19 protein-coding genes and 2 pseudogenes are annotated in these 18,978 nt (G+C 72.5%); 6 read left to right on the plus strand and 15 right to left on the minus strand.

What is annotated here, in order from left to right; genetic code table 11:
• Positions 1–59: 59 nt before the first annotated feature.
• Positions 60–683: a TetR/AcrR family transcriptional regulator gene (locus tag FB157_RS38740; protein WP_145885418.1), complete on the minus strand. Its 624-nt coding sequence runs from the start codon at positions 681–683 to the stop codon at positions 60–62.
• 156 nt (positions 684–839) lie between these two features.
• On the opposite strand from FB157_RS38740, the gene FB157_RS38745 reads away from it, so the two are divergent.
• The 4 genes and pseudogenes from FB157_RS38745 to FB157_RS48945 form a co-directional block, all read left to right on the plus strand.
• Positions 840–3,044, plus strand: a complete 2,205-nt coding sequence (locus FB157_RS38745; RefSeq protein ID WP_261386811.1) for an MMPL family transporter — start codon at positions 840–842, stop codon at positions 3,042–3,044.
• A 46-nt stretch (positions 3,045–3,090) separates the two neighbouring features.
• The gene (locus FB157_RS38750) at positions 3,091–3,810 is read left to right on the plus strand and encodes an LmeA family phospholipid-binding protein (RefSeq protein WP_145885419.1); all 720 of its coding nucleotides are present in this window, start codon (positions 3,091–3,093) and stop codon (positions 3,808–3,810) included.
• Positions 3,811–3,986: 176 nt separating this feature from the next.
• Positions 3,987–4,589, plus strand: a pseudogene (locus FB157_RS48940) (nitrate- and nitrite sensing domain-containing protein); the annotation flags it as partial.
• A gap of 47 nt (positions 4,590–4,636) precedes the next feature.
• Positions 4,637–4,789: pseudogene (locus FB157_RS48945) on the plus strand (dynein regulation protein LC7); the annotation flags it as partial.
• Positions 4,790–5,172: 383 nt separating this feature from the next.
• On the opposite strand, the gene FB157_RS38760 reads toward FB157_RS48945, so the two are convergent.
• From FB157_RS38760 to FB157_RS38770, 3 genes are all read right to left on the minus strand, one after another.
• Positions 5,173–6,285: an aminotransferase class V-fold PLP-dependent enzyme gene (locus tag FB157_RS38760; RefSeq protein WP_145885421.1), complete on the minus strand. Its 1,113-nt coding sequence runs from the start codon at positions 6,283–6,285 to the stop codon at positions 5,173–5,175.
• A 130-nt stretch (positions 6,286–6,415) separates the two neighbouring features.
• Positions 6,416–7,477: a cytochrome P450 gene (locus FB157_RS38765; protein WP_145885422.1), complete on the minus strand. Its 1,062-nt coding sequence runs from the start codon at positions 7,475–7,477 to the stop codon at positions 6,416–6,418.
• A gap of 99 nt (positions 7,478–7,576) precedes the next feature.
• Positions 7,577–9,289: an MFS transporter gene (locus tag FB157_RS38770; protein ID WP_145885423.1), complete on the minus strand. Its 1,713-nt coding sequence runs from the start codon at positions 9,287–9,289 to the stop codon at positions 7,577–7,579.
• A gap of 283 nt (positions 9,290–9,572) precedes the next feature.
• Here FB157_RS38770 and FB157_RS38775 point away from each other — a divergent pair, with 283 nt between their 5' ends.
• A complete protein-coding gene (locus tag FB157_RS38775; RefSeq protein WP_145885424.1) occupies positions 9,573–10,361 on the plus strand; it encodes a TetR/AcrR family transcriptional regulator in 789 nt (262 codons plus the stop codon).
• A 59-nt stretch (positions 10,362–10,420) separates the two neighbouring features.
• Here FB157_RS38775 and FB157_RS38780 read toward each other — a convergent pair whose 3' ends face one another.
• The 6 genes from FB157_RS38780 to FB157_RS48950 form a co-directional block, all read right to left on the minus strand.
• Positions 10,421–10,846 (minus strand): hypothetical protein, encoded by a 426-nt coding sequence (locus FB157_RS38780; RefSeq protein WP_145885425.1) that lies wholly within the window; start codon positions 10,844–10,846, stop codon positions 10,421–10,423.
• Positions 10,843–11,589, minus strand: coding sequence for a class I SAM-dependent methyltransferase (locus FB157_RS38785; RefSeq protein WP_222441006.1), 747 nt, complete (start codon positions 11,587–11,589; stop codon positions 10,843–10,845). Before FB157_RS38785 ends, FB157_RS38780 begins: the two co-directional genes overlap by 4 nt.
• Positions 11,586–12,323 carry a DUF2071 domain-containing protein gene (locus FB157_RS38790; RefSeq protein ID WP_222441007.1) on the minus strand — a complete coding sequence of 246 codons (738 nt, stop codon included), beginning with the start codon at positions 12,321–12,323 and terminating at the stop codon, positions 11,586–11,588. The genes FB157_RS38785 and FB157_RS38790 overlap by 4 nt, the downstream gene beginning before the upstream one ends.
• 23 nt (positions 12,324–12,346) lie before the next feature.
• On the minus strand, positions 12,347–13,270 hold the full coding sequence (locus tag FB157_RS38795) for a DUF3419 domain-containing protein (RefSeq protein WP_145885426.1): 924 nt from the start codon (positions 13,268–13,270) through the stop codon (positions 12,347–12,349).
• Positions 13,267–13,644, minus strand: coding sequence for a DoxX-like family protein (locus FB157_RS38800; RefSeq protein ID WP_222441008.1), 378 nt, complete (start codon positions 13,642–13,644; stop codon positions 13,267–13,269). The genes FB157_RS38795 and FB157_RS38800 overlap by 4 nt, the downstream gene beginning before the upstream one ends.
• Positions 13,645–13,725: 81 nt before the next feature.
• The gene (locus tag FB157_RS48950; protein WP_315903862.1) at positions 13,726–14,112 is read right to left on the minus strand and encodes a hypothetical protein; all 387 of its coding nucleotides are present in this window, start codon (positions 14,110–14,112) and stop codon (positions 13,726–13,728) included.
• Between the two features lie 3 nt (positions 14,113–14,115).
• Between FB157_RS48950 and FB157_RS48955 the strand changes: the two genes are divergently transcribed.
• Positions 14,116–14,505: a LysR substrate-binding domain-containing protein gene (locus FB157_RS48955; protein ID WP_315903863.1), complete on the plus strand. Its 390-nt coding sequence runs from the start codon at positions 14,116–14,118 to the stop codon at positions 14,503–14,505.
• Here the strand turns inward: FB157_RS48955 and FB157_RS38810 are convergent.
• The 5 genes from FB157_RS38810 to FB157_RS38830 all read right to left on the minus strand — a co-directional run bounded on the left by FB157_RS38810 (position 14,496) and on the right by FB157_RS38830 (position 18,729).
• Entirely contained in the window at positions 14,496–15,002 is a 507-nt protein-coding gene (locus FB157_RS38810) for a helix-turn-helix domain-containing protein (protein ID WP_145885428.1), read from the minus strand. The genes FB157_RS48955 and FB157_RS38810 overlap by 10 nt on opposite strands.
• Entirely contained in the window at positions 14,999–16,057 is a 1,059-nt protein-coding gene (locus tag FB157_RS38815; RefSeq protein WP_145885429.1) for an LLM class flavin-dependent oxidoreductase, read from the minus strand. Before FB157_RS38815 ends, FB157_RS38810 begins: the two co-directional genes overlap by 4 nt.
• Positions 16,057–16,563: an SRPBCC family protein gene (locus tag FB157_RS38820; RefSeq protein WP_145885430.1), complete on the minus strand. Its 507-nt coding sequence runs from the start codon at positions 16,561–16,563 to the stop codon at positions 16,057–16,059. Before FB157_RS38820 ends, FB157_RS38815 begins: the two co-directional genes overlap by 1 nt.
• A 113-nt stretch (positions 16,564–16,676) precedes the next feature.
• A complete protein-coding gene (locus FB157_RS38825; RefSeq protein ID WP_145885431.1) occupies positions 16,677–17,801 on the minus strand; it encodes a DUF2235 domain-containing protein in 1,125 nt (374 codons plus the stop codon).
• 13 nt (positions 17,802–17,814) lie between these two features.
• Positions 17,815–18,729, minus strand: coding sequence for a DUF6424 family protein (locus tag FB157_RS38830; RefSeq protein WP_398947954.1), 915 nt, complete (start codon positions 18,727–18,729; stop codon positions 17,815–17,817).
• Positions 18,730–18,978 lie beyond the last annotated feature (249 nt).

Consider the following 18,978-nt stretch of genomic DNA (forward strand, 5'->3'; position numbering starts at 1 on the left):
GCACCCGGCGCCGCGGGCCGTCGCGTGGGCCACCGCCTCCTTCGGCGTTCCACCCGTCGTCACGGACGCTCGGCGGAGCCGATCTCGCGCAGCATCCCGAAGGCCCGCAGGAGGGGCGCCGGGCCCGTGTCCGTGATGCCGGACGCGCGGCGTGCCCGGCGGGTCCGCAGGACGGCACGGACCGCGGAGAGGGCGGCGCAGGCGATCACGGCCGCCTTGAGATCGGCGTCCGGGGTGTCCGGCGGCAGTCTGCGCCGGACCAGGACGGTGAGCCGCTCCTCGAAGTCGGAGAAGGCCTGCACCAGGCGGGCCGTGACGACGACTTCCATGTCCTCGAGCGGGTGGCTGAGGGCGGTCAGGGTGGAGGCCGCGAACGGCTTGGCCGCCTCCAGCAGGGCGTTGCACACCGCGTCGAGAGGCTCCTCGTCCGCCGGACGCTCCGACAGGGCGTTCTCCACGTAGGCGAAGATCTCGACGCCGTCCGGCAGCAGCAGTGCTTCCTTGCTGTCGAAATAGCGGAAGAACGTGCGCGCGGAGACGTTCGCGTATGCGGCGATGTCCGCAACCGTCGTGGCCTCGAAGCCGCGTTCCTTGAACAGGCGTGCGGCCCCTTCGAGGAGCAGGCGCCGCGTCTCCTCCTTCTTGCGTTCACGCAGTCCAGCAGGGGTGATCTCACTCGGCATGGGTCGAAGCCTCCGCCATGGTGTCGTGACTGTCAATTGGCACGCGTGTCACGCGAGAGCTGTCGCAGACGCAAAGTGTCATGTCTGCCAATTGTCATACGTGCCACTTCTTCTCTAGAGTTCGTGTCACTCGTGACACTTTCCTTGGAGACCACGGTGCCCCGACCCTCACAGCACTCCACGGCGCCGGCCGACGCCCGCACCGATGCGCGTCCGCCGGTGAACCCCGACCCGGTACCCGGCGGACTCGGCCGCCTCGGCCGCTTCTGCGCCCGGCATCCGGCCACGGTGGTCGCCGCCTGGCTGCTGGTCCTCGTCGCCGCCCTGGTCGGGCGGCACCTCGCCGCGCCCACCTTCAGCGACCAGGTCAGCCTGCCCGGCACCGCATCCCACACCGGGGCCGACCTCCTGGCTGCCTCCATGCCCGAAGCGGGCCGGCCCAGCGGCAAGGTCGTCTTCCACGCGGACTCCGGCACCGTGGCGGACCAGCGGTCCGCCCTCGGCCGAACCCTGGCCGACCTGCGCGACCTGCCCCACGTCACCGCCGCTTCCGCAGTCGTGACCAGCGACGACGGACGCACCGCGTACACCACCGTCTCCTTCGACGAGCAGCTGAAGAACCTCGGCCACGACTACACCGGGCGACTCGACACGGCGACGGAGCCCGCCCGGGCGGCAGGGCTGGGCGTCGCCTACGGCGGCGACCTCGAACAGGTGGTCCGGGAACCGGCCGACGACAAGCTGAGCGAGGGCGTGGGCGTCGTCACCGCCCTGGTCATCCTGCTGCTGGCCTTCGGCAGTGTCCTCGCCGCGCTGCTGCCGCTCGCCACCGCGCTGATCAGCGTCGGAGTCGGCCTCGGCGTCGTGGGCATCGTCGCCGCCACGCTGTCGTTCGCGACCTCCGCCACGACGCTCGCCGGCATGATCGGTCTGGGCGTCGGCATCGACTACGCCTTGTTCCTGACGACGCGCTTCCGCCAGGACCTCATGGACGGACGTGATCCGGTCGACGCCGCGGCCCGCACGGCACACACCAGCGGACGCGCCGTTCTCATCGCTGCCCTGACCGTGGCCGTCGCCATGCTGAGCCTGTACGCGTGCGGACTGAGCTTCATCGGCAAGATAGGGCTGGCGGCCACCCTCGCCGTGATCGTGACCGCCGCTGCCGCCCTCACCCTGGTCCCGGCAGCCCTGGGCCTGGTCGGCAGGCACATCGACCGGCTCCGGCTGCGCCGCCCCGTCGCCGAGAGCGGGGGAGCCCGCGACGGCTGGCACCGCTACGCCGAACTCGTCTCCCGGCGCCCGTGGACCTTCCTGGCCGTCGGCCTCGCCGTCCTCGGCGTGTGCTCCGTACCGCTGCTGTCCATGCGCCTCGGCCACGTCGACGCCGGTGCGGACCGACCCGGCAGCAGCACCCGCACCGCGTACGACTGGATCGCGCACGCCGACGGGCAGGGCTTCGGAGCGGGGGCGAACGGCCCGGTCGTCACCGTGGTCGACGTGAGCCACGCGAGCACGCCCGTCGACCGGATCTCGAACGACGTGACCGCGGCGCTGAACGACACCCACGGCGTGGCGTCCTTCACCCCCCTCAGGGCGAGCGCCGACGGAAAGATCCTCGTCACCACGGTCACCCCGACCACGGGTCCACAGGACGCCGCGACCGGCGCCCTGCTGGACACCCTCTCCGGGCGAACCCTGCCGAAGGCCCTCGACGGTACGGGCGCCGCGGCCTCTCTCACCGGCTCCGTGGCCGGCCAGGCCGACTTCCGCGACACGGTCGGCGAGCGGCTGCCGATCGTCATCGGCATCGTCCTGGTCCTCGCCTTCCTGTTGCTCATGACCGTCTTCCGCAGCGTGGTGATCCCCCTCAAGGCCGTCGTCCTCAACCTCCTCACCACGGCCGCGTCCTACGGCGTCCTCGTCGCCGTCTTCCAATGGGGCTGGGGCGACTCACTGCTGGGACTGTCCGAGCCGGTGCCGATCGAGTCGTACGTGCCGATGATGATGTTCGCGATCGTCTTCGGGCTGTCCATGGACTACGAGATCTTCCTGCTCTCCCGGATCGCCGAAACCTGGCATCGCACCGGTGACAACCGGCTCGCCGTGGGGGAGGGACTGTCCGCGACGGCCCGCGTGATCTCCGCCGCGGCCTTCATCATGACCGCGGTGTTCCTGTCCTTCACCTCCTCGCCGACGGTGGTCGTGAAGATGCTCGCCCTGGGGCTGGCGATCAGCGTGATCGTCGACGCCACGGTGGTCCGTCTGATCCTCGTGCCGTCCGCCATGTTCCTCATGGGCAGGGCGAACTGGTGGCTGCCCCGCCGGCTCGACCGGGTCCTCCCGCGCCTGCACGCCTGATCACCCCGTCCGTCCGCCCACCGACCGATTCGGAGCAAGTGAGCTCGTGACCCGCATCCTTCGGAACAAGCCCCGCATCCTCGCCGCGATCGGCGCGGCACTGGCCGCCCTGGTCTGCACGACCGATCTCCTGGTCGAGCATCGGACCGAGGAGCGGATCGACATCCAGGCGTCGCGCCGGCTGAAGCCGCAAGGCCCGGTGCACGCCGACCTGACCACGCCGCTCGCGGGGCTGCGCACCCTCGGCGGGGAGATCGGCGACGTCGAGCTGAGCGCCAAGGGCGTACACCGTCAGCACGCGGTGATGGATGTGAACGTCCGCCTGAAGGACGTCACGACGGACGGCGACAGCGCCGGCGGCACCGGGACCGCCACCGTCGGGTACGACCAGGTGTCCCGCCGCATGGGCGCACTGGGGGACGGCCTGACAGCAGGTGGCCAGGACGGCGATCTGATCCTCGGCGGGAGCGTCGGCCGCCTCGGGCTCCCGGTCACCGTACGGGCCGAGGTGTCCACGACCCCGGACACTTTCACCGTCACGCCCACGACGGTGACCGTTCTCGGCCGCAGCATGGCGGTCGACGACCTGGATGCCCTGCCGGCCGCCTCCGGGCTGCGGGACAGGCTCGAACCCCGGACCGTGGCCGTCACCGGACTGCCCCATGGCGTCGCACTCACCTCGGCGCGCGCCACCGACGACGGCCTGGTGCTCGCCTTCTCGATCGCGGCGGGCCCGACACCGGGCGCAGGCGGGGGAGCCGCCTGACGGTCCGAACGGTCGCGCGCCCGGACGCGAAGCCCCGCCGCCGTCGCCATCCGTGTCGTGCCGGACGCGGTCACACTCTGCTCGCCCGCCGTGTGAGGGTGGCACAACCGAACTTCCCCTGCGGCCTTACGGATCGGAAACCGCCCGGGCCGGCGGTCGGGCTAGCTTCATGACGTATGAGGGTGTGGGAGCCGTTACGGCCATTGCTCGGCAGGCTCGGTGCGGTCCGCAAGGGCCGTTCGTACAAGCGGAGTTCGTGCAGAAGCAGCTCAGGAAGCCGGCACCGCGGCCGAACCGGTCCGGGCCGGCGGCCGCTGCCCGGCTGGCGCAGCATCAGGGGCCGGGTGGCGGTGGTCATCACGGTCCCGATCTGCCTGCTGCCGGCGGTGGCGGGTCTCGCGGTGCACGACCGCGTCCAGGACCTCGGCGCTGCCCGGACGACCCGTACCGAGGTCGGTCTCAGCCTGCGGATCCAGGCCCTGGTGCACCAGCTGCAACGCGAACGCGGCCTGACCAACGGCCTGTTGGGAGGGGAGAAGGCGTTCCGGCCCGCGCTGGACGCCACGCGCACGCGCGTGGGGTCGTCGCTGCGCGCAATGCGGGGTGACACCCTCGTCGAGGGTGTCGTCCGGCGGAACCTGGGGCGCCTCGCCGGCATCCGTGCCGCTGCCGACCGGGGCACCGCCGACAGGGCGGTGACCCTCACCTTCTACACCGACGCGATCGACGCCCTCGACGCCGTCGACCCGGTCACGGAGACCGCGACACGCGCCGACCGCCGACTGAGCGACGGGCTCGCTGCACTGCGGGAGCTGGCCACGGCCGAGGAAGCTGCCTCGGCGTCCTGGCGGCCGAGGGGTGCGACGTCGGTCTGGTCGGCTACGAAATGGCCGTCCTCGCCGACCGCGCCGGTGAACTGCTCACCCCGCAGCTGGTACGCGAACTCCACTCCGCGCCCATGGCCGCGGGACAGCTGTAGCCGGGGGACCGGCACCGCTCGGCACGGTACGCAGCCGGCCCGACCAGGCCAGGGGGGAAGCGGGCCCAGGTGCTGCTGCCGACCGCCGCCTCAGCCGGCGCGGTCGGTGCTGCTGCGGTCCCGCGTCGGAGGCCGGCCGCGTTTTGCCCGGCCCTGGTCGCTCGCTCCGGTCGGCAGCACCGCACGGGCGATGCCGAACCTCGCGTCCCAACTGGTCGGCGCCGCCCGGACCCGGCCGCATCGCGAGTCGCGATCATGCTGCCGAACGTGCCGGAGCTCGCCCTCGTCCACTACGCCGTACTCCGGGCGGCCGGCACCCGACGCACTGCCCGAGGGACCCACCGGCAAGATCCTGAAGCGGGAGATCGTCCCGCCGGCCGGGGTCAGTTCCGCAGCGACGACAGCGCGGCAGCGACCCGATCGGACGCCTCCGGCGGGGTCGAGGCGTGCGGGGAGAGCCTGAGCGAGTCGGTGCGAACCGTCGGCGTGACACCCTCGGCATGCAAGGACTTCGCGACGAGGGACGGATCGTGGTCCGGCATCGTGAAGGAGAGGATGCCCGCACGCCGCGCCGGGTCGGTGGGGGAGAGGACGTGGCCGCCGTACTCCCGGACGACATCGGTGAGTTCGGCGATCCGCGCGGCGATCGCGGCCTCGATCGCCGCGACTGTGTGCCGCTCGACGAGGTCAAGTGCGGCCGCGAACGAGGCGGCCGTCACCGGGCTGAGATTGGTGATCGACCACCGGCGCGCGTCGGGGGCGGGCGGGTGCTCCGTTCCGTCGAAGAGGCCGACGTCCTCGACGCCCGTCCATCCGGTGAGGACCGGCTCCAGGGATTCCAGCGCGCGATCGGACAGCGTCGCGAAGCCGGTGGCCCATCCCGCGCGCAGCCACTTCTGACCCCCCGCGACCAGCACGTCGGCCGCGTCCCAGGGCATCACGGCCACGCCGAACGCCTGGATGGCGTCCACGATCAGCAGCCGGTCCGGTCCGATCGCCTCGCGCAGGGCGGCCAGGTCGGCACGGAAGCCGGTGCGGAAGTCGACGGCGCTGACGGACACGGCCACGACGTCGTCGGTCAGCGCGGCGCGGACCAGGTCGGGGGTGACCCCGCCGCCGGGCGCCGGGTCGAGCCAGCGCGGCGTGGCCCGGCCCAGGCCCGCCGTGCGGCGCCACGGATAGTGGTTGGCCGGGAAGTCGGTGCGCGGCGCCAGGACCACACCGTCCCGAATGCCGAGGGCGGCGTGGAACAGACCGGTGGACGCGTTGGGGAGCAGCACGGTGTGCCGGGCGTCCGTGCCCGCGAGCCGGGCGGCCGTGTCCCGCGCGACCCCTTCCGCGCCCATCAGAGTGTCCACGGTGGTGTGGTCGGCGCCGGCGGACTCCTCCATGGCGCGCGCGGTGGCGGCCACGGCGTCCCGCGACGGCGGACCGAACCGTGCGAAGTCGAGATACCCGGCGGGCGTGTCGAAGTGGGCTGCGTACGACGTGAGCACGGGCTCGTCCTTTCGGGACGGTGCGGGTCGGGCGGTGGGGGCGCCGCCGAAGTCGTAGCGTAGATCGCCCGGGTTCGCCGGGTGAACGCGGGCCGACCGGCTCCCGGACCGTCCGGGCCGCCGGGAGACCTCAGGCGCCCGGAGCTTCCAGCGTCGCCGGGGTGGGGCCGTCGGGGCGGACGGTGATGCCGTACGCCGCCTTCGTGGGGACGGAGGAGAAGGCCGGGATGTGGGCCGGGAGCAGGTGTTCCAGCAGGATGGTCGTCTCGCGGAGCGCGAACTGCAGGCCGAGGCAGGCGCGGGCGCCGATGCCGAAGGGGAAGTAGGCGCCCGGGTGGGCGGGGCGCCCGTCCGGGGCGAGGAAGCGCCGGGGGGCGAAGCGCTCGGGGTCCGGCCACAGTCCGGGATCGCGGTGCGTGAGGTACGGGCAGGTCAGGATGTCGGTGCCCGCCTCGACCGCGTAGCCGGCGAGGGTGTCGTCCTCGGTCGCGTGGCGGGGCAGGATCCATGCGGAGGGATAGAGCCGGAGCGTCTCGTGAACCAGGGCCTGGATGGCCTGACGGCGTTGTGCCGAGCCCTCGGCGCCGGCGGCGAGAGCCTGTTCGCGGGCGGCGGGGTGCCGGTCGAGGAGCAGGTAGAGCCACGTCAGGGTGCTCGCGGTGGTCTCGTGCCCGGCCACGAGCAGCGTGACCAGCTCGTCGCGGATCAGGCGGTCGGTGTACTCGGGCCGCTCGGCGGCGGCCTCGACCAGGACGTGCAGCAGGCCCGGGCCGTCGGGGCCGGCCGCCCCGTCGCGGGCGGCCCCGACGGCGTGCCGGGCGACCGCGTCGATCCTGGCGAGATCGGCGGCGACGGCGCCCTCGGCGTCGGTGGCACCGGCGGGCAGCGTCGGAAGGGCGGCCGCCACGGCCGCGACGGCGGCCAGTTCGTGCTCGGTTCCGTCGTCGAGAGGGTGCCCGGTGAGTGAGCGCCAGATGGCGTCCAGGGCGAAGCGGCGCATCTCCCGGGCGACATCGACGGTCTGCCCGGTACGGGCGTAGCCGTTCCAGCGCCCGGCTGTGGTCCGGGCGGCCCCGACGATCCGCTGTTCGTAGCGGCGCATTCCGGTGCCGGTGAACTGGGACTGCAACAGGCGGCGTTGCTGCTTCCACGCCGTACCGGTGGCGGCGAGGACGCCGTCGCCGATCAGCAGGCGGGCGCGGTGGGAGCGCTTGACGTACCGGTCCGGGTGCCGGGCACCCCTGAGGAGGGGGCCGGCGGCCGTACTTCGTTGTGCGGACGCGGCCGGGGCTCAGTGCCCGGCGGAGCCCTCGGGGCGTGCGTGGCGGGGCAGGAGGAACGCGAGCAGGAAGGTCAGGGCGAGCATGCCGTCCACGATCCACAGCACCGTCTTCATGACGGATCCGAAGCCGCTCTGGAAGGCCGACGACGCGGTGGACTTGAGCGCCGCCGGTATCCGGGCCCCGGCCTGGGGCGAGGTCACGGCGGACCGGGTGTCCTTCTCCAGCCGCGTGCAGGACGCCGGGGTCGCGGCGGGATCCTTGGCGACGGCGCGGTCCGAGGCGCAGGCGCGCAGGTCCGTCACGATGCGGTCCCGAGCGGCGGGCGCGACGTGCGCGGCGGCCAACTGGCCCCGCAGACCGCCCGAGTGGTGGTCCACGGCGGAGGCGATCCCGCCGCCCAGCAGGCCGAAGAACACGGTGCCGAGGATGGCCACGCCGAAGGCGCCGCCGAGCTGCTGCATCGCGGTCATCGTGCCGGACGCCGAACCCGTCTCGTGCTGCTCGACACTGGCGAGCACGATGTCGAAGAACGGTGCCATGAGCAGGCCCATGCCGACGCCGGTGACGAGCAGGGAGGGCAGGAGCTGCCAGGGGCCGACACCGCTGCCGACCATGTCGAGGGTCAGCCACACGCCGAACACACCCAGCGCCATGACCAGCGTGCCGGCCTGCAGTACGGCCCGCCCGAACCGGGCGACGCCCTGGGCGATCCCGAAGCCGACGATCATGCCGCCGGACCAGGGCACCATCACCAGGCCGGCCTTGAGCGGCGAATAGCCGAGGCCGATCTGGGTGTAGAGGTTGAAGACCAGCATGAAGCCCTGCATGGTCGAGAAGAAGACCAGCCCGAGGGCCATGCCGCCGCTGAACCCGCGCTTGCGGAACAGGCTGGGGACGACCAGCGGGTCCCGGCCGTCCTTGCTGCGGCGCGACTCGTACTTGGCGAAGAGGAAGGACACGGCCACCGAGGCGGCCATCATCACGAACGTCCACACCGGCCAGTCGTACTCACGGCCCTGGACCAGCGGGAAGATGATGAGCAGTGCGGCCAGCGAGACCAGGAGCATGCCGGCGATGTCGAGGCGCGGCTTGGTCCCGGAGCGGCCCCTCGGCAGATAGCGCAGGGCACCGAGGAAGGCCGCGGCACCCAGCGGCAGGTTGATCAGGAAGATCATCCGCCAGCCGGTGCCGAAGTAGTCGGCGTCCACCAGCCAGCCCGCCAGGATCGGCCCGCACACCGCGGACAGGCCCATGACCGGGCCGAACATGCCGAAGGCCTTCTGCGACTCCTTCGGCGGGAACATCTCCTTGATCATGCCGAGGCCCTGCGGCAGCATGACCGCGCCGAACAGGCCCTGGACGACACGTGCGCCGATCAGCATCTCGGGCGACACGGATGTCGCGCACAGCAGCGAGCCCAGGGTGAAGCCGGCGGCTCCCACCAGGAACATCCGGCGGCGCCCGTGAATGTCGCCGAGCCGCCCTCCGGTGACGAGGCCGACGGCCATCGAGAGCGTGTACGCGGCGGCGAGCCACTGCAGGGTGGAGGCGCCGCCGCCCAGGTCGGCCCGCATGGAGGGGCCGGCGATGTTCGTGACGACTGCGTCGAGGAGATCCATCACCTCGGCCGCGAGGATCACGAAGAGCGCAGCCCAGCGCCATCGGTAGGGCGCTGGCGAGTCGGTGGGCGTCTCGGCGGACGCGACACCGGTGGTGGACATCGGAACTCCTCGCACATGGGCCGCGCCGCGGTGAGGATCCGCGGGCGCGGTGGGACGGATGGATGTGACTGCCCGGTGCGCTGGTGCTGGTACGCCCCGGGGTGTCGGGTGACCGTACGCGCGACAGAACACTGTTCACACTAACAGAACAGTGCTCACCTGGAGAACGGCGTTCATTAAGATATAGCGCAAGCTCGGCGCCGGGACAAGATATATCGCGTCTCAGTCAAGCGCGCCGCTCAGTGAAGGTGAACACTGTTCTCCCAGTGCCTAAACTGTCGGCATGACCGACGCGGCCTCGAACACCCCCGCAACCCCTCCGCCGTCCCCCTGGGAGCGCGAGCGCCCCACGCGCACCCGCGTCGCCCCCGCGCGCGCACCACTGTCCCGCGAGCGGGTCGTCGAAGCCGCCTTCACCGTGCTCGACCGCCAGGGGCTCGACGGGCTGTCGATGCGCCAGGTCGCGGCCGAGCTGGGGGTCACGGTCTCCGCCCTCTACGCCCACGTCAGGTCCAAGGACGACCTGCTGGAGCTGATGTACGCGCGGCTCTTCGACGGCTTCGAAATGCCCGAACCCGACCCGGAGCGATGGCAGGAGCAGGTGCGGGACTACGCCCGCTCCGGACGGCGGCGCCTGCGGTCCCACCGGGACATGGCCAGGATCTCCATGGCCCACGTCCCCTTCACGGCCGAACTGCTGCCGCACGTCGAGGCGTTGCTCGCCGTCTTCCGCACCGCCGGGCTGCCCGACCGCATCGCGGCGGAGGCCGGGGACCTCATCTCCACCTACATCGACGGGTTCGTCCTGGAGGAGGGCATGTGGCAGGACCGGGCCGACCAGCACGGCGGTGACGGTTCCTCCCTGGCCCGCCCCGACTGGCGCGAGATGGCCGAGGAGATGCGGAACTACTTCTCGGCCCTGCCCGAGGAGGACTTCCCCCATCTGCGCGCCCTGTCCGGGCTGATGGTGTCGGACTCCTCCGACGAGCGGTTCGACATCGGTGTCGAGATCATCCTGCGCGGCCTGGCCAGCTACCTGCCGGACCGGGAGAAGGGACGGCCGGGCGACTGACGCCGGCCGGCCGGGCACCGGCACCATGGCCCGGGGCGAGGCCGCGCATCCGGCACTCCTCAGCCCACCGCGTGCGCCGTCGCCAGGGTGAACACAGCGGTCACCCACGTCCACAGCACCGACAGTGCGAGGTGGCCCGCCGTCCGCAACCGGTGCCCCCGCCACAGCCGCGGTGAGAAGTAGGCGAACTCCATGACCCAGCGCAGGCCCCAGAACAGGGTCTGTCCGCACAGCAGGGCCGTCGGCAGCGGCGCGCCGCTCAGCAGCTCATGGGAGAACGCCAGCGGCAGCGCGCCGAGCAGCACGCAGGTCAGGCCGATGAAGAACACGTGCGCGTAGGAGACCTGACGGGTGAGCAGGCTGCTGCCGCCGAGGTCGCCCGGCCAGCCCAGGATGCGCGGCAGGACCACGTGCAGCAGCCCCATGCCCACGAGCGCCAGGCCGACCAGGCGCAACTGCGAGGTGAGCGTGAGCAGTTCGGTCACGCCGGCTCCCTGGTGAAGGCGAACGCCGTGACCAGGCCCGCGACGCGGCGCTCGGCCGCCGGACGCAGCCCGGCGTACGCGGCCAGCCGGAGCCACTCTGCGCGAGGGAAGAAGTGCCAGGCTCCCGGTCCGAAGACGGCCGTGTTCGCGCAGTCCCGCAGGTGCTCGACCAGGACCAGGCGCCCGCCGGGGCGCAGCGCCCGGGCGCACTGCGCGAACAGCCGCTCCCTGTCCCGCGCCCGCCGCAGCTCGTGGGCGGCGAACACCAGGAAGACGGCATCCGCCATGGCCGGGAGCACGGGCAGCGCCTCCGCCCGGCCGGGTACCGCGTGCGGCGGCGGGGGCACCCTGCGCCGGGCGCGGCGCACCGACCCCTCGGTCATCACGGCCGGGTCGTAGAGGTCGACGGTGGTCTGCCTGGAGGCCGGCCAGCGGTCGGCCAGCGGGACACTCGCCTCGTCGAGGCCGGTGCCCACCACCACGTGCGCGGTCGGCGCCTGCGGCAGCAGCGCGTCCAGCCAGTCGTAGCCGTACAGTTCCGAGCGGTCGTAGACGAGCCAGCTCGCGACCGTGGCAGAGGTGAGCAGACCGACCGCGGCGACGGAGCCCGCCCGGGCCATGGTGCGCAGGGGCGGTGGCAGCCGGCGGGCGACCGCGGCCGAGGCCGCCGCCGTGGCCAGACCGGCCGTGTACCGCGGCCAGTTGTAGGCGATCACGTCCCGGACGCCGGAGCGGCGGGTCACCGCTCACCGCCGGTCTCGCTCCGGCGCAGGCCCCGTTCCCAGCCGTACTCCAGATCGGCGACATGGAAGGCGTTGGCGAGGACCGGCCGCGTTCCGGCGAACGGGGCGTGGTCGAAGAACGTCAGCCGGCGCACGTCCACGGAGACCGGCTGCGGGTCCCAGTGCGCGCGGACCGCCTTGACCACGATCATCGAGCGGGTCTGCGGTTCGTACTCGAAGGTGTACGGGAGCGGGCCCGCGAAGCGCCGGGCGGCGCGCGCGTCCGCGAACGGGCTGCCGGCGGGCAGCGGCGCCGGCGCGCTGCCGAGATCGGCCCGCACGTGCAGATCCGCCCGGCCGTCGGCGCTGTCCACCCGGAACTCCAGCATGCCGGACTCGACACGGGTGCCGATCCGGGCCAGGCGGTAGTTGTAGCGGGTCATCAGATTGCCGCCGAGCGCCATCACCCTGCTGTCGGTGTCGCTGCGCAGGATGCGCAGTCCGCGCATGACGCGGCCGCCCGGGGTGCGGAAGCGGGTGAAGACCCGGTAGCCGGTGAGCAGGTAGTCCGCCCCGAGGCGGGCGGGCAGGCCCGCCGGTCGCAGGGCGCGGGTGTCGACCAGCGCGGCCGCCACGAACCCGTGCTCCCCGTAGGTGTCCAGTTCCAGGCCCGGCGGCACCAGCGGGCGCAGCAGCTCGGCGGGCAGCGCGTACGTCAGCACCAGAGAGTGCGCGAAGCGCGTGCGTATGGGCACGGGATGACGCTGCAGCAGATACCTCACGGCTCGATCCTCCGATCCGCGCCCTCGCCCCCGAGGCGCACCACGCGCACCACACCCCACAGCACCGAGCTGTCCTGCGCCGCCCAACCCGGCCCGCCAGGGCCCGGCTCCCGGGCACTGCGCAGCACCACCACGCCGCCCGGCCGCACCGCGTGGCGCACCGCCGCCCGCAGCCGCCGGGCGAAGCCGGGGCCGGGCCCGTCCAGCACGTTGGAGAGCGTCACCGCGTCGAAGGCACCGCACGGCGCCTGCTCCAACGCGTGCACCACGTCGTCGTGGACCAGCCGGACGCCTGGTGCCCGGGGCGGTGGAGTCCGCGGCGGCTCGGCCCCTGCCAGCAGCCGCCACAGCCACGGATTGCCCGCGTTGGGATGCCCGCACACGGTCCGTTCGAGGCGCCGCCTCAGCACCTCGTCGAAACGCTGTGGGACGACTCCGGCGAACGACGGTCGCAGGGCCACCGCCAGGGCTCCGCCGGGCCGCAGTGCGACCCGCATCAGCCGGCGCAGCCCCGGTGTGTCCAACTCCTCCCGCCAGCGGCGGGCTTGCTCCTGCGGATCGTCGAGGGCCAGGAAGTCGTGCAGCTCCGTCCGGCGCCAGGCGGGCAGCAGCCGGGCCGCGGTGCCCCGGCCCAGGCGCATGACCGCCTCGGCCGTTCCCTCCCGGGTCGCACCGCCGGCCAGCCGCTCGCGCGTGTAGGCGAGCTGCACCGGATTGACGTCCACGGCCGTCACGTCGTACCCCGCCGTATCCAGGGCTGCCGCCGTGTCACCTGCCGAGGCGATGCACAGCACCCGCGCGCCCGCCGGCGGGAAGACCGCCAGCTCGACACCCCAGTCCTCGTACATCCGCCCGAAGAGGAGGCGCGGGCCGCCGAACCCGCCGAGCAGCCGACCGCGCGCCCAGGGTGTCCCGCTCACTCGTCCTCCGTCCACGACACCAGCCAGATCAGCGCCAGGAAGGCCAGGTCCTGTGTCACGAGCCGCCCGGGCTCGTCGATCCGGTCGGCGCCGAAGAGCAGGCCGCCCGTGTTGAACGCCACCACCAGCACGGTCTGTACGATCGCTGCCGCCCGCGCCCGCCGCCCGCTCAGCACCCACACGCCGATCGCGACCTCGGCCAGGCCGATCGCGAGGAGCGCCCCCGTCACCGCCCATCCGGGCAGGAACGGGACGTCCCCCACGATCGCCCGCTGATCCGCCCGCCCCGGCCAGATCTTGCACCAGAACCCCTCGTAGAACCACACCAGAGCGATCGCCCACCGCGCCGCCCAGCCCCGCCATGTCTTGTCCACGCGGTGATCATGCCTGCTGCCCTCCCGCGCGCCACCTCCACCCCCCTGACCGGCGACTCTGGTGGGACAGGGAAGCAGGAATCACCCGTCCGTGCGTGCCGCCGGGAGTTTGCGCCCGTACGCGAGCAGAAGAAGCTCCTGAGCGGGGCGCGGCACCTGAGTGCCCCTGCCGTACGACCACTCCAGATCGGTGGCGCGCAGTTCGACGTCGCCGAGGTCCGCCTCGAAGAAGCGAAGTGTTCGCGGCGCGACGGTGTCCAGGACGATCCGCAGGCGCTCCTGCGGGACTTGCCGGCCGAGGCCGAGCGCGACGGTGATGTCCAGCCCGTGGATCACGTCGTGTCCGAGTGCCGCCGGCGGCCCGCCCACCGGTGGTTTCCCCGGGTGATGAGCGTTGTCCCGCAGTGCGGCAACGAGTTCGTGCGGGGTGAGGGCGGCGGCGTCGCGCCGTGCCAGACGGTCGGTCATCCGGTGCAGGCAGCCCTCGCCGGCCGGCCGCTCATCTGCCTTCCCCGCGGCACCGGTCTGCGCGGGACACTCGAACGCGCCTGCGCCCAGGCCGGTTTCTCCCCGCGCGTCGCCTTCGAAGCCGCAGCGCCGACCCTGGTGGCGCGCCTCGCGGCCCGCGGTCTCGGGGTTGCCGTCGTCCCGGAGCTGCCGTCCGGGACGGCGGCCGCCGCCGGCCTGCGCACCCTCCCCCTGACCGCCCCGGGCCTCCGCGGCCGGATCGCTCTCGCATGGCCGGCGCACGGGCCCGCCACTCCGGCGGCGAAGGCCCTCCTCGCCCGGCTCAGGGAGGCCTTCCCGCCCGTCGACCCCGCAACGGTCCACGAACGCGGGCGGCATCGCCCTCAGGACTGAGCGAAACGGCGCTGCACGTCGGGCCGCGTCCTGAGCCGCTCCGGATAGCCGGGACCCATCCGCACGGACGTGTCCTCGGATCGCATCGGCTCGCCGCACGAGGAGCAGACCACCTCGGCGTGGGCGTCCTGGTCGCACGCTTCGTGATGGAGCGTGACGGGCACCCCCTCCGCACCCGCGAGCCACCGGTCGCCCCAGCGGGTGAGGGCGGCGAGGACCGGGAAGAAGTCACGCCCCTTCTCCGTCAGGCGGTACTCGTGGCGCGGAGGCTCGCTCTCGTAGAGCCGCCTCTCCATGAGGCCTTCGTCGACGAGGCGGCGCAGCCGGTCGGTCAGCGTGTTGCGGGCGATGCCCAGCTGCTGCTGGAACTCGTCGAACCGGCAGCTGCCGTAGAAGGCCTCCCGCAGGATCAGCGACGTCCAGGCGTCACCGATGATGTCCACCGTGCGGGCCACGGAGCACGGCCAGTCGGCGAAGGACGGGCGCGCGGGACTCATGAGGCGTCGCCCACTTCACGGACCAGCTCGATCGCCCGGCCCAGCGTGGCGAGCCGGGCGTCCAGGGTGTCCCCGGCCGGATAGAGGCGGACGGTGTTCACACCGGCGTCGCGCCACACGCTCAGCCGCTGCCGCACCATGTCCTCGGTGCCGATCAGCGTGGTGGCGAGCACCATCTCGTCCGTGACCAGACGTGCAGCTCCGTCCCGGTCACCAGCCTGCCACCGCTCGCGTACCTCCGCGGCCACCTCCGCCCAGCCCTGGCGGCTGTACGCCTGGTTGTAGAAGTTGGTCGAGGCCGAGCCCATCCCGCCGAGGCTGAACGCCAGTTCCTTCTTGCGGCCGGCGACCATGGCGCCCAGCGCCTCCTCGTCCGGCGCGAACGACACCTCGGCGCCCTGGCAGACGTCCAGGTCGGCGCGGCCTCGCCCGCTGCGGGCCAGGCCTTCGTCGAGTGGCGCGAAGTAGGCCTGCGCGGCGCCTTCCGGTACGAAGCTCGTGCCGAGCCAGCCGTCCGCGACCTGCCCCGTCAGCCGGAGCATGGCGGGGGACAGGGCGGCCAGATAGACCGGTATCCGGTGCTCGGCGCGCATGGAGAGCCGCATGGGCCGGGCGTCCCCGTCCGGCAGCGGGATCCGGAACTCGCTGCCGGAGTAGGAGATCCTGGTGCCCTCCATCGCCTGGCGCACGATCTCCACGGTCTCGCGGACCCGGGCCAGCGGCCGCGCGAAGGGGACCCCGTGCAACCCCTCCATCACCTGCGGGCCGGAGGGTCCCAGGCCCAGCAGGAAGCGCCCCCCGGAGAGGTTGGACAAGGTGATGGCCGTCTGGGCCAGCGCCACCGGGGTGCGCGTGCCGACCTGCATGACCGCCGAGCCGAGCAGCATGCGGTCCGTGCGGGCAGCGTAGAAGCCCAGGGCGGAGGGCGCGTCGGAGCCCCATGCCTCGGCGACCCAGCAGATGTCGAGCCCCAGCTTCTCGGCCTCGACCACGAAGTCCGTCTGGTCCGACCAGGCCTCCCCGCCCGCCGCCTCGATCGTCGTCGCGGTCCGCATCACGCCTCCGCCCGCTTCTTGAGGTGTTCCAGGGTGACGCAGATGTTGCGCTCGAACTCGCGCAGGCGCACGAACACGATCTTCTGTTCCTTGTCCGGCATCGCGTCGATGGCGACGGACAGGCCGGAACGTCCCGGACCCATCTGCATCCACTGGGAGAGTTCGGTCCCGCCGTCCCTGGGCGTGAGCCGGAAGCGCCAGACGGCGCTCGGATCGGCGGGATCCTGCACCGCCCAGGCGAACACCCGCGGCGGTTCGCACTCGACGACATGGGAGGTGGTCTCCCACTCCCCGTACGCCTCGTGCCTGCTGCGCCCCACGAACCGGGCGCCGACGGCCGGCTCGGTGACGCCGTCGAGCCACTCCACCGACTGCAGCTCGTCGCTCATGGCCGGCATCAGGCCCACGTCCGAGACCAGCTCCCACACCCGCTCCGGGGGTGCGTCGATCCACGTCGTCACTTCGACCGTCGGTTTGTCCGCGTACCGTGCGCCCGTCCACTCCATCGCGAGACCGGCCTCCTCGTCGTCATCGACTCCTGAGGAGAGCGTTGCGTAATGAGACTTAGCCGGTCAAGATGTCTGCTGTGAGATCTTCGCGGGAACAGGCCGGACGGTGCTCAACCGCCGGGCGGTGGTTCCGGCTTGGTCCAGTCGGGGTCGGCCCAGCGGCCCGGCTCCTGCGGGCCGGGCAGGTCCGGGCGGTACCCGGGATCCCGCTCCCGCCGCAGCCTGACGCTCGTGTGCAGCAGGGCGTCGTCGGGCAGGGGACGGGAGCGCCGGCCCACGAGGATCCACAGCGGGCCGTTGTCGTGCACCGGAGCGCCGGCGAAGTCCTCGGTGACCGCGCAGGTGGTGCCGTAGGCCTGGGGCCGGAACACCAGGTCCTGGGTGACGCCGTCGGTGATCCACTTGAGCGGGATCGTGGAGAGCAGGGGGTCGTCCTCGGCATGCGCGAAGGTGCCGCCGACATCGGAGTGCACCCCGGTGAACCACACCTCCTCGGCGGTGTCCTGACGCGGCGCCGGGCGGCGCGTCACCAGGAACTCGTGGTAGGGGCGGCGCGTTTCGTCGAGCGACACCGCGTGCCGGATGCGGGCGGCATTCGGCAACTGGTGCGTGTACGGCCACTGCAGACTGCCCAGCCGCAGCAGACCTGCCGCCTTCACGGTGTCCCAGACACCGAGGTAGGCCACCGGCAGGGCGTGGTGGGAGACCTGGCGCGGGTTGTTCTGCTTCACCTCCGCCCACAGCGGCTCGTTCTCCGTGCGCCGGCAGAACGCGTGCGAGAACCGCGCGACCTCTTTCTCGCTCCGGTCGATGTCCTGGTTGAAGGAGTACTTCGCCACGGCGTACGGCACCAGGTTCTCCGAGCCCGGGCGCATGAGGCCGGGCTTGTTGAGCATCCCGACGAGTGCCCGGGCGGTGTAGGCACCGCGGCTGAAGCCGAACACGTACACCTGGTCGCCCGGTTGCCAGTTCCGCATCAGGTACGTGTACGCCTCGGCGAGATTGGTCCGCAGCCCGCTGCCGAAGGCCAGCCCCCACAGGCGGGAGAGCCTGCGGCCGACCGGCCCGTTGGCGGTGGCCGACGACATGGTCCCGACGCCGGGGTCGTAGTAGACGAGCTGGCGTGCCGGATCGTCCGCGTCCAGCATCTCCACCAGCCTGACCACGTTCGTGGGATGGCTGGCGCCCACCTGGTTGCCCGTCCCGTCGAGGCAGACGACGATCGCGCGAGGCATGCCGTCCTCCCTGCTAGCCGGAATTGGGTCCGCCGTGCCGTGCCGCGGCGGCGGACAGGGGACCGGAGGCGGTGTGCCGGTCCGGGGAGATCTGCCGGGCGAAGGCCTGCATGGCCACGTCACTGTTCGCCGGCAGGACCGCCATCAGCCCGCGGTTCTGCGCCTCCGCGATCGTCGCGGAGGCCTCGCTGCCCTCGGGGACGAAGGCCAGGCGGACGTGTCCGTCGCCCGAGCCGCGGCGGTCCACCGGGGTGACGGCACCGTGGGTGCCGTCGGGCAGGGTCACCCAGAGCTGGAAGTCGTCGAACCGGACGAAGTCCGCGCCCTTCACGGGCCAGGGATAGTGGTGCTCACCCGGCACCTTGGGCAGGATCCCCTGGTGGTTCCCGCGGCTCAGCGGCACACAGGAGTTGAACAGGCCGTCGGTCCAGGCCTCGACCCCGTCGGCGTCCTTGATGGGCGTGCGCAGCAGCTCCTCGGCGTGCCCGTAGCCCAGTTCCGTCAGGGCGGGCAGGGTGAGCGGGAAGGCGTCGATCAGCTCGGCGGCCTCCTGCCGGAGCCGGTCGACCTTCTCGGGATCGGCGCAGAACTGCATGCTCCACTCGATGCCGACCCGGGCGCGGTACATCAGCCAGTGGTCGCGTCCCCTGACCCACAGGCTGCCGCCGTGGTGCATCTCCCAGTGCTCGGAACCGTTCGGTCCCGCCCCTGGATCGACGGGTCTCGGCCCGTAGGGCAGGTCCGGGTCCTCCATGGCGTGCAGGATCGCGTGGGCAGCCTTCTTGGCGGCGACGAAGTGCGACGATTCAAACCGCTTCGGGTGTTTGACGAGGCGGATCTTCCAGGGATGGTTCTCCGATTCGACGCCGCCCGGCTGAAGTTCGGTGTGGGTCATGGCTGTTCCTCGGCCGGCCCCACGGCCTGTCACCGGCTCGCGGGGCGGAGTTCCCCTGAGCCCATCGTGCGCCTCGAAGGCGGCGGCCGCGAGTCGAGCGGAGACACCGTCAGATCTCGGCGAGGACGGATCGCGACGGCTGTTTCCTGTTCAAGGAAGCCAGAAGCGGTGTTGTCCGGCCGCCGCATGCTTCCGGGCCGGACGGGTAGTCGCGGCACGACAGGAGGAGCGGTGACCGGCCATGCCTACCAGGACCACGTCCGGCAGGGCGGGAAGCCTGAC

The organism is Streptomyces sp. BK340 (assembly GCF_007827595.1).
Taxonomy (GTDB): domain Bacteria; phylum Actinomycetota; class Actinomycetes; order Streptomycetales; family Streptomycetaceae; genus Streptomyces.

Excerpts from the sequence above, each read along its gene's own strand:
- FB157_RS38810 (WP_145885428.1), bottom strand. The coding sequence starts at position 15,002 with ATGAGTCCCGCGCGCCCGTCCTTCGCCGACTGGCCGTGCTCCGTGGCC.
- FB157_RS38815 (WP_145885429.1), bottom strand. The coding sequence starts at position 16,057 with ATGCGGACCGCGACGACGATCGAGGCGGCGGGCGGGGAGGCCTGGTCG.
- FB157_RS38740 (WP_145885418.1), bottom strand. The coding sequence starts at position 683 with ATGCCGAGTGAGATCACCCCTGCTGGACTGCGTGAACGCAAGAAGGAG.
- FB157_RS38770 (WP_145885423.1), bottom strand. The coding sequence starts at position 9,289 with ATGTCCACCACCGGTGTCGCGTCCGCCGAGACGCCCACCGACTCGCCA.
- FB157_RS38775 (WP_145885424.1), top strand. The coding sequence starts at position 9,573 with ATGACCGACGCGGCCTCGAACACCCCCGCAACCCCTCCGCCGTCCCCC.
- FB157_RS48950 (WP_315903862.1), bottom strand. The coding sequence starts at position 14,112 with ATGACCGACCGTCTGGCACGGCGCGACGCCGCCGCCCTCACCCCGCAC.
- FB157_RS38820 (WP_145885430.1), bottom strand. The coding sequence starts at position 16,563 with ATGGAGTGGACGGGCGCACGGTACGCGGACAAACCGACGGTCGAAGTG.
- FB157_RS38825 (WP_145885431.1), bottom strand. The coding sequence starts at position 17,801 with ATGCCTCGCGCGATCGTCGTCTGCCTCGACGGGACGGGCAACCAGGTG.